This is a genomic window from Acidovorax sp. (assembly GCF_046291265.1).
Classification (GTDB): domain Bacteria; phylum Pseudomonadota; class Gammaproteobacteria; order Burkholderiales; family Burkholderiaceae_C; genus Acidovorax.
Genome location: NZ_JBKBTV010000001.1, coordinates 1 through 13,914 on the forward strand (window position 1 = coordinate 1; position 13,914 = coordinate 13,914).

The following is a 13,914-nucleotide window of genomic DNA, read 5'->3' on the forward strand; positions in this document are numbered from 1 at the left end:
GGGGGCGTGGGCCGGGGTGTGGGGGTGCAACGGGCGCGGTGCGGGTGCCGCCCCCTCTCCCCAACCCTCCCCCGCGAGGGGAGAGGGGGTAACCCCCGGCGCCGCTGCGGGTGCACAGGCTGTCGGTCTTATCTGAGATGCGTACCTAATCAGACTCAATGGGCGTAAAAATCAGATCTTCGACAGATCAGGAAACGGCCGCACCGGGTCGGTCGTGCCATCCCACATTTCCGACTCCGAACGGATCAGGTCGAACATGCGGCCCTTGGGGCCCGCCACTTCCGACAGCTCGATCACGGTGCCGGGGTGGTACTCGGTGTCGAAGTACACAAACCGGCCCTTTTCGCCCACCTCGCCGCTCATCACCGTCTTGAAACCCTCGGCCGTCAGCCGCGCCAGGTCGGCGTCGTAGTCGCTCGTCCAATACGCCACGTGCTGCAGCCCGGTCCGCCCGGCCTGCAGAAAGTCGCGGTACATCGACGGCACGTCGTTGCGTGTCTGGATCAGCTCGACCTGCACATAACCCGAGTTGGCCAGCGCCACCGAGTTGTGCGGCTCGTAGGGCTCGCCCTTGTAGACGTAGTTTTTGATCGGGACCTTGGGGTTGTAAAACCACGGGCCCACGCCCAGGGTCTTGCTCCAGTAGTCCATGGCGGCTTCGATGTCGTGGACCACATAGCCAAGTTGGCGGATGGCGCCGAAATGACGGCTCATAAGAATTTCCTTTGTTGGTGATGCGTCAGGGCAGGGCGCAGCCGGGCGGGGCCCATCAGGCGCCGCCCAGGTTGCAGGCTTGCTTTATTTACTTACTTCGCGCCGTCGATGATTTCTTTGGGGATCGGCACGCCCGCGTACTTCACATGGATGTCGTTCAACTTGCCGTTGGCCAGGTTGGTCTTGATCCAGCCGTTCACGGCGGCCATCAGCTCGGGCTGGCCTTTGCGCATGGCCACGCCCAGTTGGTACGACTGCAGGATGAACTTGGTCTCAAAGTCGCGCGACGGGTTCTTCTTGGCGATGGCCGCGATGATGGGTGGCGTGATGGCCACGATGTCCGCCTGACCAGTGGCGGCGGAGGTGATGGAGGCCGATTCGTCATCAAACCGCACCACCTTGGCCTGCGGTGCGCGTTCGGTCACGATCTTGTCTTGCGGGCCGCCGCGGGTCACGGCCACGGTCTTGCCGGCCAGGTCTTCAATGCTGGTGAGCTTCAGGCTCTTGGGCGCACCCACCGCAGCCTGGATGGCGCCGTAGGGGATGGAGAAATCCACCGCCTTCTGGCGTTCGGGCGTGATCGACAGCGACGAGATGATCAGGTCGACCTTGTTGGACAGCAGATTAGGGATGCGCGAGGAGTTGGTGGTGTTCACGATCTCCAGCGTCAGGCCCAGGTCCTTGGCCAGCAGCTCGGCGGCTTCCACGTCCGAGCCCACGGGCTTCATCTTTTCGTCCACGTAGCCGTAGAACGGCGCGCCAAAGTCAATGCCCACGCGCAGCTTGCCGGCGGACTTGATGTCGGCCAGCTCGGCCATGGCAGGCACGCACAGGGCGGCAGCGCTGATGGCCAGCAGGGTGCGGCGGAGGAAGGTGAGGGAAGTGGTCATGGTGTTGTCTCCTGGTGGTTTTTGGCTATCGAATCGAAAGGGGTTTGGGCGCTGGTGACTAGGCCCGTTGAAATTTCAAATATCCGTTCAGGCTGAGCTTGTCGAAGCCCTTCGACAGGCTCAGGGCAAACGTCGCGTTGATTGATTCGGCATCTTTGAACCTGAAACACCCGTTCAGGCTGAGCCTGTCGAAGCCTCGCGCGGCGCTCCGACAGGCTCAGCGTGATCGGTTCTAGTGGGTTCATGTCGTCTCGATATGCGGCGCATCAGCAATCAAAGCCCGTGAGAAAGAAAGTCGCGCAGCTCGGCGGTCTGCGGGTTTTTGAGCATCGCGCCCGGGCCCGTCTCCCACACCTTGCCTTCGTGCATGTAGATGATGGTGTCGGCCACGCGGGCGGCAAACTCCATCTCGTGCGTGACCAGCACCATGGTCATGCCGCCCTGGGCCAGCGCTTCGATCACGCGCAGCACCTCGCCGGTCAGTTGCGGGTCTAGCGCCGATGTCACCTCGTCAAACAGCATCACCTGCGGCTCCATCGCCAGCGACCGGGCAATGGCCACGCGCTGCTGCTGCCCGCCCGAAAGCTGCTCGGGGTAGGCCTGCGCCTTGTCGGCCAGGCCCACCTGCTGCAGCGTGCGCGCGGCAATCTCGCGCGCCTTGGCGGCGGGCAGGTTCTTCACGGCCTTGGGGGCCAGGGTCACGTTCTGCTCCACCGTCAGGTGCGGGAAGAGGTTGTAGCTCTGGAACACGATGCCCACGTCCTGGCGCAACTGGCGCAGGTCGATGGCGGGGTCGTGCACCGCGTGGCCGCAGACGTTGATGGTGCCGCTGTCGATGATCTCCAGCCGGTCAATGCAGCGCAGCGCCGTGCTCTTGCCCGATCCACTCTTGCCGATGATGGCCACCACCTGGCCCTTGGGAATGGCAAACGACACGCCCTTGAGCACCTGGTTGCTGCCAAAGCTTTTGTGCACGTCTTTCAGTTCAACCACCGGTTGCTGTTGCAGTCCTTGCTGCTGTGGTTGTTGTGCAGACAAAGCAGCGTGCGCAACAGGTTGCACAGCGGCGTCTTGGGCGAGGTTCATGGTGTCTTCTCGTTTCATGCGGTGGTCACAGGCACAGTGGCTGCGCCACGGTTTCCAAACTGCTGGCGCTGCTCCAGCTTGCGGCTCCAGACGGACAGCGGGTAGCACATCGCAAAGTAGACGATGGCGATCAGCAGGTACACGGTAAATGGCTGAAAGATGGAGTTGTTGATGAGCTGCCCCGCACGCACCAGCTCGATGAACCCCACGATGGACGCCAGCGATGTGTTCTTCACGATCTGCACCATGAAGCCCACCGTGGGCGGCGTGGCAATGCGCACCGCCTGCGGCAGCACCACCAGCCGCATGCGCTGCGTGCGCGACAGGGCCAGGCATTCCGCCGCCTCCCACTGCGTGCGCGGCACCGATTCAATACAGCCGCGCCAGATCTCGCCCAGATAGGCGCTGACGTAAACAATCATCGCGATGCTGGCCGCCACGATGGCGGGCAGCTCCAGGCCCGCAATGGACAGGCCGAAGTAGCACAGGAACAGCACCACCAGCAGCGGCGTGCCCTGGATGATCTGAATCCACGCAATCGTCGCCCAGCGCACCGCCTTGATCGGGCTGACGCGGCACAGCGCAATCACGCCCCCGGCCAGGCCACCGCCCACAAACGCAATCAGCGACAGGCCGATGGTCCACAGCGCGCCGAACAGCAGGTACTGCAGGTGGTATGAGTTGAGGCCACCGTCAATCATTTGGCGCTCCCCAATTTGCGTTGGCGCGTGAACACGATCTGCCCAAACACCCACAGCCCCAGCCGCATGAGCAGCGACAGCGCCAGGTACGCCACCGCCACCAGGATGTAAGCCTCAAACGGGCGGAAGGTCTCAGACTGCACCCGCGCCGCCACGGCGGTGAGTTCCTCCACCGAGATCTGCGAGGTGATGGACGAGGCCAGCATCAGCAGCACAAACTGGCTGGTGAGCGCCGGGTACACCTTCTCCATCGCCGGGCGCAGCACCACATGCCAATACACCTGCCGGCGCGTGAGGCCCAGACACTCGGCCGCCTCAATCTGCCCCTTGTGGATCGAATCCATGCCCGCCCGCATGATTTCGCAGGTGTAGGCCGCCACGTTGATCACCAGCGTCAGCAGCGCCGCCGCAAACGCCGACACCTTGAAGCCCAGGCTGGCCAGGCCAAAGAACACCAGAAACACCTGCACCAGAAGCGGCGTGTTGCGCAGCACTTCTACATACGCACCGCAGGCCTTGGCCAGCCAGCGCGTGTCGCCGCGCCGGCCAATGGCCAGCAGCGTGCCGCCCACAAAACCAATCACTGTGGCCGGGAAGGACAGCAGGATAGTCATCCAGGCCCCTTCCAGAAACTGGGGCCAGTTGGCCAGCACGCTGGCAAAGTCGAACTCGTATTGCATGGACGCGGCGGCGATGCTTCAGCGCACGCAGGCGGTGCGCCTGGTCACGAACGGCACGGGCAAGCCCGGGGCGCGGCACGCGGCGCGAGTTGGGGTATCAGGCATGTCTTGTCTCCTGCGCAATCGGTCTTGGCCGCTGCAACCTAGGGTTTGTACTGATGGTTTCTGATGCCTTTCAGCATCGAACGCCCAGTGATACTATCCGCGGAATCCATCAAATACCAGCAAACTAGATGATGGTTTTTGATTGAATTTAATCATGGCCCAACCACTCGCCCCAGCACCCATTTCTTCACCCACGCCAGCGCCTGCCCAACCCCATGGCAGTCCCCGCAGCCCGCGCATCCCAGACATCGCCCGCTTGTCCGGCGTCTCCACCGCCACGGTCGACAGGGTGCTGAACCAGCGGTCGGGCGTGCGCAACGCCACCGCGCAGCGGGTGCTGCAGGCCGCTGCCACCCTGGGCTACCTGCCGCAGGCCGAGCTGCACGCAGCGCTGCAACCCCAGCCCCTGCGCCTGATGGTGCTGATCCCCGAGGGCAGCAACCGCTTTCTGCAAATGCTGGGCGACGTCATCGGCTATGCGCAAGACCACTGGGCACCGTTCAACGTGCGCTGCCAGGCGGCGTACATCGAAAGCTTTAACCCCGACGCTTTGGCCAAAGCGCTGCTGCACTACGGCAAGCGCTGCGACGGCATCGCCTTCATGGCACTGGAGCACCCCGTGGTGCGCGAGGCCGTGGCCCAACTGGCAGAGCAGGGCGTGCCCACCGTCACGCTGATCTCGGACTTGTCCAACTCACGCCGCGTGGCCTACGTGGGCCTGGACAACCGCGCCGCAGGCCGCACCGCCGCGTACCTGATCGCCCGCTTCATGGGCCCGCTGGCGCACAGCCGCAAGGCGCATGTGGCGATGATTGTTGGATCACTGCGCTACCGCGCGCATGAGGAGCGCGAGGCGGGCTTTTTGCACCTGTTTGAAGAACAGTTCCCCCTGGTGCAGGTGGTGGGCGTGCGCGAAGGCCAAGACGACGCCGAACGCAACTACCGCCAGGCCCGCGCGCTGCTGGAGCAGCACGACGACCTGGCGGGCATCTACAACATCGGCGGCGGGGCCGAAGGCATCGGGCGTGCGCTGAAAGAAGCCGGTGCAGACCGCAAGATCGTGTTCATCGGCCACGGCCTCACGCCGGATACGCGTGCGCTTCTGATCGACGGGACGATGGACGCGGTGATCACCCAGAACCCGCAGGGCGCGGTAATGAACTGCGTGCGGATCTTTGCGAACCTGCGGGATGGGCGGGAGCCTACGAGCGGGGTGGAGACGACGCGGAGTCAGGTGATTTTTCGGGAGAATTTGCCGTAGGGGAGGTGACTACGGACGCGCGGTTCGGGCGCGCGACCAGTTTGAGGAGAGCATCCGCGCCAAGCTGCTGAAGGACGCCCTCACGTATTACTGGCCTGCGTGACGGGCTTTTCTAGCGATTGCGGCGCAGTGAGCGTCACGAAACCCGCGGATTGCACGGCTCGCAGTCCTGTTCGTACAGTTCGAGTGCACGCTGCGCCAGTTCGGACTCGGCGTCCTGCAACGCAACTTCCAACAGCGCGTCTTGCGCTTCGCGCGAGTCGCCCTGGCGCAGGTCGACGGTGACCTCCAGGCGGTGCGGTTCGCCGGTGGAGGAGCCATCGCAGCAGGTCACGAACAGGAAGCCGTCCATCAGGTAGGTTTCGGCGTAGCTGTCTCCGTTGTTGTCTTCCGACGAGAAGCTGCCGTCGCGCTCCCAAGCCCAGCTGGGGCCGGTGCGGTCCCAGTTGCCGGGCTGGCCGTTGGTCGGTGCGCTCAGGTCGGTGTTCTTGCCGTCTTCGCCCACCGTTTCGATGGTGCAGCGGCAAAAAGGGTGCGGGCGCTCGGGCGGCGAGGCGTAGATGCCTTCCATGGCTTCGCAGCGGGCACAGCCGCCGTTGCTCACAAAACGGTACTGGGTCATACGGACTCCGGATGATGGCGGCCCTGGAAGGCGCCGGTTTTTGCCAGGTGCTCTAGGCGTGCCTCCAGCGCTTTTTTGCGGCCCGCCGCGGTGGCGGGAAGAGGCTGGCTGGCGAAATGGCGCAGCATGCGGCGCCGCAGGCTCTCGCGGTGGAAGGCGTCTAGGTCAACGTCCACCGGCGCGAAGCTGCCGCCGCGCCATCGGAAGTGCTGGCGCAACGGCGACCGGGCGGGCAAGTGGCTGGCCGACACCCGGTACACATGTACCCAGAACACGCCGGCCTCAAAGGTCTTGAAGCGCGACACCAGCTTGACGTCGCTACCGTTGGCGTACACCGCGTTCAGCCGCAGCAGGTCGCCTTCGCGCAGGTCGCTCACGCGGCCCATGCGTTCACGCACCGGCTGGCCGCACGGCACGGGCAGCGTGTCCCCTGCCCATTCCGACAGGGCAGCAGGCGTCTCGGGCCGCGCTGCCGCCGGTTGCAGGGTGAAGATCTGCACCCCGCCGGCCAGCGGGTCGGTTTGCAGGGTGGGCGATGGCACCAGCAGCGTCTGGTGCCGGGCGTGCGAAATCTCCAGCGGCAACCCCCGGCCGAGCGGCACACGGCGCAGGTCGAAGCGGCCGAGCGTGTTGGTGGTTTGGCGCAGGCCGCCCAGGGCTACCACGGCGTTGCGCACCGGTTTGCCCTGCGCGTCGCGCACCGTACCTGCCAGTCGGCCGGTGAGGGACAGCACGGTCGCGTCCCGCAGCATGGCGCCGGCCTGGTCGGCTGTCACGGCACGGCTGCTTGGCAGGTGCGCCAGCAGCGTCTGCAATTGGCTCCAGGTTTGGCGGCCCAGCTCGTCTGGCGTGAAGACGTTGTGGCGCACCAGCAGGTCCGCCACATGGGGGCCGACCCCGCGCACCTGCACCAGGCTGGCGGCATAGCGCCATTTCAGCGTTTGGGTGGGTGTGGCGATCCCCTGCAGCGCGTGGGCCAGCTGGTCGCTGCGCGCGCGCAGCAGGTCGTCGGTGGTCAGCACCTTGATGCGGGCCAGCGCCCTAGCCGCCACAGCGCCAATGCCTAGAAGGTCGATGACCGGGGCTGCGCCGCCCTCGATGCCACTGACTTCGTCTTCACTGCTTTGCGCTGCGTCGCCGTCGGGCAGGGGCGTGTTTCTGGTGGCCATGGGTTCTGCTCCCTCGTCTTGTTGAAGATGCCGACGGCATCGTACACCCGGTGGTGCGCGAGGCCGTGGCCCAGCTGGCAGAGCAGGGCGTGCCCACCGTCACGCTGATCTCCGATTTATCCAACTCGCGCCGCGTGGCCTACGTGGGCCTGGACAACCGCGCAGCGGGCCGCACCGCCGCCTACCTGATCGCCCGCTTCATGGGCCCACTGGCCCACAGCCGCAAGGCGCATGTGGCGATGATCGTCGGCTCACTTCGCTACCGCGCCCACGAAGAGCGCGAGGCGGGCTTTTTGCACCTGTTTGAAGAACAGTTTCCCCTGGTGCAGGTGGTTGGCGTGCGCGAAGGCCAGGACGACGCCGAACGCGACTACCGCCAGGCCCGCGCGCTGCTAGAGCAGCACGATGATTTAGCGGGCATCTACAACATCGGCGGCGGGGCCGAAGGCATTGGCCGGGCGCTGAAAGAGGCGGGCGCAGACCGCAAGATCGTGTTCATCGGCCACGGCCTCACGCCGGATACGCGGGCGCTGCTGATCGACGGGACGATGGACGCCGTCATCACGCAGAACCCGCAGGGCGCGGTGATGAACTGCGTGCGGATCTTTGCCAATGTGCGGGATGGGCGGGAGCCGACGAGTGGGGTGGAGACGACGCGGAGTCAGGTGATTTTTCGGGAGAATTTGCCGTAAGGGGGGCGTCTGGCTAGAAATCAACAAGATCGCCGTGATGTGATTGTTCATGTGGCCGTATCGCCCGAAATTGGCTTACAAAGCCAGAAACGAACTCCCGGGCATCCTTCCTTGGATATTGAACCGCAACGGTCGATAGGCCGGTTGGCAGGAGAAAATACACCCCTATCTTTGGATTCGCCGCATGCTTACCCTTTCTGTTCCTGAATCTGAACGCGCTCTGTCGAAAGCTCGTGTTGAAATCCTCGCCGTATTTGGGGCGGGGAAGACTACGCTTGCCAAGCGCATCGCAGAGTCTGATGACCATGTGCTTGGCGAGGAACACGACCGCAATCCGTTTTGGGGCGATGAGCGAGCAATTCGATCGCTTGGCTACTTGGGATACGACCTGTCATTTCTGATTCAGCATGCTCATCTAGTGACAACCGCTCCAGAAACGGGAGTGGCCATTTGCGATTGGTCGTTCCCTACAGATCTATTGTGGGCATCTCTGCGACTTGATGTCGATCTTGACGCCTATAAGGCGGTCAATGAAGCGCTGATGCTTCGCGTGGGCCTTCCTGAGGCATACCTGTTTCTGCGCCAGAGCCCTGACACAATTATTGAGAGGCTTGAAAGACGCAGCCGGAAGAGCGAAGCGAGCTTTAAACCTTTCGTTCAAACTGCCTGCGAAAAGCTTGAAGCAATCGCGGAAAAGTTACCTTCTGATCGTACTTTGATCGTTGACGATGATTTTTCATCATCGGATTTGACCCGCTGGCTGAATATACGTGAGGGATTTTGTTTTGAATAACACAAGCAAACGTGCAGGCAGCGAGCTGATAAAGACTTTTCGCGTTGAGGGCACGTGTCTTCACTTGATTGGAACTTTCGATGTGGGGGTGACTGTCTTCAGTCAACAGACACGAGCTCTGAACATGGCGTGGTCGTTAGTGGAATCAGAATTGATAGAGGCAATTACACCTGGCGAAGATCCTCGAGAAGAAAAAAAGAACATTGCCATCGTTGGTGCGGGATTTGCTGGCTTGACGCTGGCCGCTGCACTTCTGAAGAAAAAGGTAAATGCTCATATTACGCTGTTTGAGCAGCGAGACACCTTATTGTCTCTACAACAAGGGAGCGATTCTCGTTGGCTTCATCCCCGAATATATGATTGGCCTAGGACGGGAAGCCAGTCCAGCGTGGCCATGCTTCCTGTATTGAACTGGACTGCGTCGCGAGCATCTGATGTCGTGGTTCAGGTACTTTCGCAGTGGCGCAATGCTAATATTGGATTATCTGATGATGACATTACCCTTTATTGCAACGCTCGACACCTACAAATTCACGAGTCGGCTACAGTCGACAATTGCCTGACGATTGAGTGGGTGGGAGAAAAGCGCTGCTCATCAGATGGAACAACCCTTGGGGGGCTAGAAAGCTCAAGTATCGGTAAATCGAAAAATTTTCATAACGTCATCCTAGCCGTTGGATTTGGGTTGGAAAAAGACGGCGTTTTATCATACTGGCGAAATGAAACGCATGGGCAGCCAAGCCTGGATGAACCTAGGCGTACTTACTTAGTATCGGGCCAAGGTGATGGCGCCATGATCGATTTGTTACGCGCGCGGATTTCTCAGTATCGCCAAGATCGGATTCTTGATGAGGTATTTGTCGGGAACGGGGCACTGCTGGATTGCGTTCAACGTCTTCATAAGGTATATACTGATAATCCACAAAAGGCGGGACTGTTCGCAGACTTTGAATTGATGGAGAATGAGCCCGCAACACGCGACCAGTTCGATATGGCGCTGGACAAATTGCGTCGTCGCCTTCGACGTGATACCGACGTAATTCTCCGACTTGAGGTGCGCAAGCTATCACAGTTGTTCGATCCATCTACCTCTCGGATTTCGTTTCAGAACAAGCTATTAGTTTTTCTTTTGTATAAGTGCGGGGGATTCGTTCCATCGAATCAGGCCGAAGAAGCATTGGTCGCACAGCATCACATTTCCGAAAATAGAATTATCAGGCGACATGGCACTCTGCGCGATTCGCTCTTGAGAGAACTGCTTTCAGAGAAGCTCTACAAGGCAATTGAAACACGTCGTGGTGGTGCTCGTCCAGATCCTTTCTCGCAAACAGACGAAGCGCGGTGGCCCGGTGGCTATTTCGACTATCCAGGCCCCACTAAAAATACCGACCGAATCGGCGATAACCTACGCGCCCACTGGAGACGAGAGTACTTGCCGGGCCCAACTGAACTGCTTGCAACCGCATTTTGCGCTGCTGTTGCTGGTGCGCTATTGATAAACCACGCGCCAGAAAAGCGTTTGCGTGTAACACTACATCGCGCAATGGTATTCAACGGGGAGGAGTTGTTGCAACAGGCTTGCGATTATGAGGGTACTGCTAACGCACGGGGGACAGTAAGCGCAGCTGGTCGTACCTTTCCCGCAATCAACGGCACGATTGGACAGGCATATGCATGTCGCCGCATTGTTAGATCGGTTGCCGGTGTCTCTGCGGAAAATTTGAATCGAGCTATGGGATCGGTTCGTCTTAAAGAAGCCTCTCGAGAGATGTCCAAAGAGGTCAGCTTTGTGCTTGCCATTCCTCTTCTGGAGCCCGAAAAAGCCTTAATTCATACGTTGCCTTCTCCAGTGCTCGGTGTGCTCTACATTGATAGTACTGATCGCGATTATTTTGTTGATGACCAGACGCTGCGTCATATTGTCAGCATGGCGAGTGTTTTCATACAAACGCTCGATCGGTTGGCGAATAGTCCTGTAGACAGAGTGAAGAATGTCCCTTTAGCAGAGCTTGCAGATACGATAGATCCACCTAAAGATCTTCCAGCATCCGTCAAGGGGATTATCAGTTTAGTAGACGAATTAGATTCCCCACGGCTGCAGAATCCACTACAACTAAATTTTGATTATTCTGATTTCTCGCCTATACAAGCATCGCCAGCATCATGAAAACCCATATTGTTAAAAGTTGGCCCAAATTCTTCATCCCGATTGCATCTGGCGAAAGAACTCACGAACTGCGGCGTGACGACCGTGGTTACTGCGTTGGAGATTATCTGGACCTCAAAGAGTTTGAGCCAATCAGCGGCGATTTTACGGGGAGATCATGCCTCGTTAAAATAACCTCATTGACTTCTGCTATCGAGCCTTGTGCAGTTTCGGAAGAAGCACTTAACATCGAATTTTGCATTCTTAGCGTCAAACGAGTGGCGGATTAGAGAAGTTCTTATTGACCGGAGTTATTTACAATATCGCCTGCACTTGTCTGAAAGGCGATCCGTTCTTAGCCGTACACCGTTACATGATTTGTTCTCTGATCGGCCAAAGTCAAAAGAGTTGGTTGCCGCTGGTTCTATAGCGCCGCAATATGCGCCGACGTTGGCCCTGAACACCCGTAAAACATCCAGGCTACACCAAAAATATCAGGAAAAAAATGGTGGTGGTGGGGGTGGTTTCCATCGGCTGGTACAGCTACGGAATTCCCACAAAATCAATCGGCGCAAAGTCGGTATTCTGATCCCGCCACGCGATTGCTCCTTGCCAGCCCGTTTGTGCTCGAAGTTGCTGTGCGGTTAAGTTGATGCCCGCCTTGGGCTCCTGGCATTGGATTAAACTGGATTTGCTACTATATTTGTAGCTAGGGGCGCTTTGTCAATAAGCGTATAGCCTGTTCTGATTAATATTCCGCGCGGGCCAAACCTGCTTCGGGTCTTTCAATCTCTGCAAGGTCTTCCAGTGCGCCATTCAGCCGCAGATGCACAAAGCGATACCCCTGAGCCAGCGCGGCACTCGGCACGGCGTTCTGCCCGTCCAGCAGCAGCGTGGACATTTCCCCCAGCACGGCTCGCAAAGACAACCCCGGCATGCGCAGCCAGACACGGCGCCCAAACGAAGCGGCTAACGCCCGCGCAAACGCGGCCTGCGTCATCGCCTCAGGCGCCACGGCATTGACGGGGCCTTGCAAATATTGGTGCGCCATCGCAAACCGCACCAGGCCCACAGCGTCTTCCAGGTGAATCCACGGTGCGGACTGGAGCCCATGCCCCAGCACGGCGCCCAAGCCCAGGCGGGCGGCCAGCGCTTGCATTGGGTAGGCGCCACCACCGTGCCCCAGCACCACACCAAACCGCATGCGCACCACGCGCACGCCCAGGGCTTCGGCGCGCCGGGCCTCGTGTTCGATGGCGGCGCACAGGTCGGACTGGAACTCGCCTGGGCGGGGTGGGGCGGTTTCGTCCAAGGGCTCCATTGACGCGTGGGGTGATGCGCCGTAGAAGCCCACGGCCGATGCGCTGACCAGCACGCGCGGGGCCTTTTGCAGGCGCCGCATCAGTTGGACGACTGCCACGGTGGTGTCGACTCGGCTGGCCAGCAGTTGGCGTCTGCGCGCTTGCGTCCACGGCATGCCGAGCACGCGGGCGCCTGCCAGGTTGACCACTGCGTCGATGGTCGTTTCAGACGGGATGGCGTCCAAGGTGTCCACCACCCACACGCCGGGGCCAAAGCTGGCGCGGGCCTGCAGGGCGTCGCGGGTCAACACGATCACCCTTTGGCCGTCGCGCACCAGGTCGGCCACCAGGGCGCTGCCCACAAAACCGGTGGCGCCGGTGACCAGGGTGACTGGCTGGGGTTGGAGGCCACGGGTGTGCAGGGCACGGTGTGGTGCAGGCGGGGCCGTGCGGTAGAGCTTGATGGCGGCCAGGGTGTTGCGCACGCTCCAGGCCCACACGCCGACGGCGTAGGCCGTGAACAACCACGACACCCAGCCGTGCGGGGCCAGCACCATGGCGGTGGGTTGCTGCACCCAGGCCCACAGTACGGGGGCGATGAGGCCCAGGAAGAGGCCGTAGCTGATGGTCAGCACGGTGTGCAGCACGCGCTCGAACGGCGGCAGGCGCCGGGTGCGGTCTTCTTCCAGAAAGTCGGCCAGGGTGATGCCCAGCTCGATGACCAGCAGGGCCGCCAGCACGGCTGCAAAGGCGCCGCGCCATTCAAACCAGGCCAGGCCGAAGAACACGACGCCGTAGATGGCTTCGCGCGCGGCGTGCAGTGATATTTCATACCGGGCCGAGGTGCGCTGCGGCAGGCGGGCCTGTAGTTCGTGGTGCCACAGGTTGTCAAAAGCGCCCAGGGCGGCTTGCACGGTAAGCAGCAGAAAGAGGGTGTTCATGGCGTGGTCTTAAAGAGAGGGGGCGTTGAAGTGGGTGTCTGTATCGGCGTCGGTTGCCGTGTCCGTGTCGGCGACGGGGTCGGTGAACACGCCGGATTGGTGAAACGTCTCGCCCCACCAGGGGTGAACCATGCTCAGCGTGAAGCGGAACTGGCCCGCACCCAGGTCGATGTGCGCCACGCGGCAGGTGCCGGGGGTGAGCAGGGCGGGCACGGGGATGCGCAGGCGGCCCAGCACCCAGAAGAAGCGGTGGCTGCGAAACACCAGGGCGCCGTCTTCTTCCAGCACGTCTAGCGACATGCTCAGGCCGCCGTCGGTGCGCTCCACCAGGCCGCCGTCGGTGCCCAGCTCCTTGGTGGATCGCACGGTGCAGTCGCCGCTGTGGATGCCGGTGTCATTGCCGTTGCTGTGGCTACCGTTGCCGCTGTGAAAGCACCGCTCCCACACCACACCGCCGCGCCCGTTGTCGCTGACGCGCACGGTGGCGGGCAGGCCGGTGGTGTTGAGGTGGGTCAGCGGGCCGCCCCAAAACCTTGCCAGCGCCGCAAACATGTGGCCGATGCGCGAGCAGCGCAGCTCCATCACGCCCTCGTAGGCGACGTCGGCGTGCGCTGCGGCAAAACGGCGTTGCACGGCGCGGGGCAGGCGGGCCCAGGCTGCTGGGCCGGCCAGGGCGGGCAGGTCCAGCGGGCGCGCTTGCGTTACGGTGGCCCCGGAGGTGGCGGGGATGGTGCGGGCAGTGCGGTTGGCAGCGGTGGAGGTGAACAGGGCAAACATCGGAGGCCTTTGCTGGAAGTGGCGGTTGCACTTCTT

At 61.4% G+C, this 13,914-nt stretch carries 13 protein-coding genes and 1 pseudogene; 5 read left to right on the forward strand and 9 right to left on the reverse strand.

The window, feature by feature from the left end:
* Positions 1–171 precede the first annotated feature (171 nt).
* From ACK41V_RS00005 to ACK41V_RS00025, 5 genes are all read right to left on the reverse strand, one after another.
* Complete coding sequence (locus tag ACK41V_RS00005; RefSeq protein ID WP_409775997.1) at positions 172–714, reverse strand: VOC family protein; 543 nt, start codon at positions 712–714, stop codon at positions 172–174.
* Positions 715–806: 92 nt separating this feature from the next.
* Positions 807–1,604 carry a transporter substrate-binding domain-containing protein gene (locus ACK41V_RS00010; RefSeq protein ID WP_409776000.1) on the reverse strand — a complete coding sequence of 266 codons (798 nt, stop codon included), beginning with the start codon at positions 1,602–1,604 and terminating at the stop codon, positions 807–809.
* 273 nt (positions 1,605–1,877) lie between these two features.
* Positions 1,878–2,690 carry an amino acid ABC transporter ATP-binding protein gene (locus ACK41V_RS00015; RefSeq protein ID WP_409776002.1) on the reverse strand — a complete coding sequence of 271 codons (813 nt, stop codon included), beginning with the start codon at positions 2,688–2,690 and terminating at the stop codon, positions 1,878–1,880.
* Positions 2,691–2,704: 14 nt separating this feature from the next.
* Positions 2,705–3,391, reverse strand: a complete 687-nt coding sequence (locus ACK41V_RS00020) for an amino acid ABC transporter permease (protein WP_409776005.1) — start codon at positions 3,389–3,391, stop codon at positions 2,705–2,707.
* On the reverse strand, positions 3,388–4,071 hold the full coding sequence (locus ACK41V_RS00025; protein ID WP_228895255.1) for an amino acid ABC transporter permease: 684 nt from the start codon (positions 4,069–4,071) through the stop codon (positions 3,388–3,390). Before ACK41V_RS00025 ends, ACK41V_RS00020 begins: the two co-directional genes overlap by 4 nt.
* Before the next feature lie 259 nt (positions 4,072–4,330).
* Between ACK41V_RS00025 and ACK41V_RS00030 the strand changes: the two genes are divergently transcribed.
* Positions 4,331–5,437, forward strand: coding sequence for a LacI family DNA-binding transcriptional regulator (locus tag ACK41V_RS00030; protein ID WP_409776007.1), 1,107 nt, complete (start codon positions 4,331–4,333; stop codon positions 5,435–5,437).
* A 136-nt stretch (positions 5,438–5,573) separates the two neighbouring features.
* Here ACK41V_RS00030 and ACK41V_RS00035 read toward each other — a convergent pair whose 3' ends face one another.
* The gene (locus ACK41V_RS00035) at positions 5,574–6,059 is read right to left on the reverse strand and encodes a hypothetical protein (RefSeq protein ID WP_409776010.1); all 486 of its coding nucleotides are present in this window, start codon (positions 6,057–6,059) and stop codon (positions 5,574–5,576) included.
* Positions 6,056–7,228 carry a DUF4332 domain-containing protein gene (locus tag ACK41V_RS00040; protein WP_409776013.1) on the reverse strand — a complete coding sequence of 391 codons (1,173 nt, stop codon included), beginning with the start codon at positions 7,226–7,228 and terminating at the stop codon, positions 6,056–6,058. Before ACK41V_RS00040 ends, ACK41V_RS00035 begins: the two co-directional genes overlap by 4 nt.
* 29 nt (positions 7,229–7,257) lie before the next feature.
* Here ACK41V_RS00040 and ACK41V_RS00045 point away from each other — a divergent pair.
* The 4 genes and pseudogenes from ACK41V_RS00045 to ACK41V_RS00060 form a co-directional block, all read left to right on the forward strand.
* Positions 7,258–7,920 (forward strand): annotated as a pseudogene (locus ACK41V_RS00045) (substrate-binding domain-containing protein); the annotation flags it as partial.
* Positions 7,921–8,104: 184 nt separating this feature from the next.
* Entirely contained in the window at positions 8,105–8,713 is a 609-nt protein-coding gene (locus ACK41V_RS00050) for a hypothetical protein (RefSeq protein WP_409776016.1), read from the forward strand.
* 124 nt (positions 8,714–8,837) lie between these two features.
* On the forward strand, positions 8,838–10,880 hold the full coding sequence (locus tag ACK41V_RS00055) for an NAD(P)-binding protein (RefSeq protein WP_409776019.1): 2,043 nt from the start codon (positions 8,838–8,840) through the stop codon (positions 10,878–10,880).
* The gene (locus ACK41V_RS00060) at positions 10,877–11,149 is read left to right on the forward strand and encodes a DUF3850 domain-containing protein (protein ID WP_409776022.1); all 273 of its coding nucleotides are present in this window, start codon (positions 10,877–10,879) and stop codon (positions 11,147–11,149) included. Before ACK41V_RS00055 ends, ACK41V_RS00060 begins: the two co-directional genes overlap by 4 nt.
* Positions 11,150–11,607: 458 nt before the next feature.
* On the opposite strand, the gene ACK41V_RS00065 is transcribed toward ACK41V_RS00060, so the two are convergent.
* The gene (locus ACK41V_RS00065; RefSeq protein WP_409776025.1) at positions 11,608–13,101 is read right to left on the reverse strand and encodes a TIGR01777 family oxidoreductase; all 1,494 of its coding nucleotides are present in this window, start codon (positions 13,099–13,101) and stop codon (positions 11,608–11,610) included.
* Between the two features lie 9 nt (positions 13,102–13,110).
* Entirely contained in the window at positions 13,111–13,878 is a 768-nt protein-coding gene (locus tag ACK41V_RS00070) for a DUF4166 domain-containing protein (RefSeq protein WP_409776028.1), read from the reverse strand.
* Positions 13,879–13,914: the final 36 nt, after the last annotated feature.

Bases quoted from the DNA above. Each gene is read 5' to 3' on its own strand.
- ACK41V_RS00005 (WP_409775997.1), bottom strand. From the start codon at position 714: ATGAGCCGTCATTTCGGCGCCATCCGCCAACTTGGCTATGTGGTCCAC.
- ACK41V_RS00010 (WP_409776000.1), bottom strand. From the start codon at position 1,604: ATGACCACTTCCCTCACCTTCCTCCGCCGCACCCTGCTGGCCATCAGC.
- ACK41V_RS00015 (WP_409776002.1), bottom strand. From the start codon at position 2,690: ATGAACCTCGCCCAAGACGCCGCTGTGCAACCTGTTGCGCACGCTGCT.
- ACK41V_RS00020 (WP_409776005.1), bottom strand. From the start codon at position 3,391: ATGATTGACGGTGGCCTCAACTCATACCACCTGCAGTACCTGCTGTTC.
- ACK41V_RS00025 (WP_228895255.1), bottom strand. From the start codon at position 4,071: ATGCAATACGAGTTCGACTTTGCCAGCGTGCTGGCCAACTGGCCCCAG.
- ACK41V_RS00030 (WP_409776007.1), top strand. From the start codon at position 4,331: ATGGCCCAACCACTCGCCCCAGCACCCATTTCTTCACCCACGCCAGCG.
- ACK41V_RS00035 (WP_409776010.1), bottom strand. From the start codon at position 6,059: ATGACCCAGTACCGTTTTGTGAGCAACGGCGGCTGTGCCCGCTGCGAA.
- ACK41V_RS00040 (WP_409776013.1), bottom strand. From the start codon at position 7,228: ATGGCCACCAGAAACACGCCCCTGCCCGACGGCGACGCAGCGCAAAGC.
- ACK41V_RS00050 (WP_409776016.1), top strand. From the start codon at position 8,105: ATGCTTACCCTTTCTGTTCCTGAATCTGAACGCGCTCTGTCGAAAGCT.
- ACK41V_RS00055 (WP_409776019.1), top strand. From the start codon at position 8,838: ATGGCGTGGTCGTTAGTGGAATCAGAATTGATAGAGGCAATTACACCT.
- ACK41V_RS00060 (WP_409776022.1), top strand. From the start codon at position 10,877: ATGAAAACCCATATTGTTAAAAGTTGGCCCAAATTCTTCATCCCGATT.
- ACK41V_RS00065 (WP_409776025.1), bottom strand. From the start codon at position 13,101: ATGAACACCCTCTTTCTGCTGCTTACCGTGCAAGCCGCCCTGGGCGCT.
- ACK41V_RS00070 (WP_409776028.1), bottom strand. From the start codon at position 13,878: ATGTTTGCCCTGTTCACCTCCACCGCTGCCAACCGCACTGCCCGCACC.